Source organism: Mesorhizobium sp. M7A.F.Ca.ET.027.03.2.1 (assembly GCF_003999175.1).
GTDB lineage: Bacteria > Pseudomonadota > Alphaproteobacteria > Rhizobiales > Rhizobiaceae > Mesorhizobium.
Window position 1 is genome coordinate 1 of sequence record NZ_RZOM01001440.1, and the last position, 1,154, is coordinate 1,154.

Annotated in this window: 2 protein-coding genes; one reads left to right on the forward strand and one right to left on the reverse strand. The window is 62.4% G+C overall.

Annotated features, from left to right (window positions below):
- A partial coding sequence (locus EN750_RS35410) for an MHYT domain-containing protein (protein ID WP_281062378.1) occupies positions 1–729 on the reverse strand: 729 nt, incomplete at its 3' end.
- Between the two features lie 297 nt (positions 730–1,026).
- Between EN750_RS35410 and EN750_RS35415 the strand changes: the two genes are divergently transcribed.
- Positions 1,027–1,154: argininosuccinate synthase domain-containing protein (locus EN750_RS35415; protein ID WP_189526705.1), on the forward strand; the 128-nt coding region annotated here is incomplete at its 3' end.

Sequence of the window (1,154 nt, forward strand, 5' to 3'; positions counted from 1 at the left end):
CTCCAGACGGCCACGCTCATCGATCAGATAGCTGGCGAAGCCGGTGGCCGCGACGATCAGGCCCACCACGGCGACCGCGACCGCCATTGCCACCAGAATATCGGGATTGGTGCCTGTGCTGATGAAGGACAGCGGCGTCACCGCCACCGCGGCCATAGCCGTGAAATGCAGGCCGACGATCGCCAGCACCAGCAGCCCGATGGTGAGATAATGCGACCAGCCGTATGGCCGGCGCACGGCATGGCCGACGGCCAAGGCGGAGAACACGGCCGAGATGACCAGTGAGGCCACGACATAGGAGCCGTCCCATTCGACGATGCCGGCAACATGATAAGCCATCATGCCGGTGTAGTGCATGGCCGAAATCGCCAGGCCGACGACGATGCCGCCCCATTCCGGAGCTAGGCGCCGGCTCTTGCCGGATGCGAGGGTGAAGCCCAGCCCGGTGCCGATGATGGCGATGACCAGGGATGCCATGGTCAGGACCGGATCGAAGGTGATCGGCGCGCCGGGCTGGTAGGCCAGCATGGCGATGAAATGGGTGCACCAGATCGACGAGCCGGCGGCGACCGCGGTCAGGAACAGCCAGCCCTTCATCTGCACGCCGGCGGTTTTCCTCGAACGGTCGAAGAGGCCGATCGTCACCCAGCAGCCGGTGACGCACATCAGCGCCGCCAGCAGGACAAGCCACAGATTATGCTCCATGGCGATGCATGATATAACGCGCATCAAGAACGGCCCGAGTCCGAGGACACCCACGACAAAGCAGGCAAGAAGCCGCCCGGAACGTGGTCAAGGCGGCTTTGTCGTAAGTGTTAGCGGCACGGCGTGAAAACTTGATTAAGTCCCTCCAGCAAATGCAGCCTTTGATTGCAGCAGATTGTTTTCGCTGCCAGCCCCCCCGGCCATGCGCTGGACCAGAAGCCATGCACGCACGCGTGCTTGCTCGCTCTGCCGTTCCTGCTAAAAGGCGCTGCGACAATCCGTGACGCCCAGGCTGGGGCGTCCGCCATCGACGGAGTAGAAATGTCCAAGGCCAAAGACGTCAAAAAAGTCGTGCTTGCCTATTCAGGCGGTCTCGACACATCCATCATCCTGAAATGGCTGCAGACTGAACTCGGCGCCGCAGTCGTGACTTTCACCGCCGATCTCGG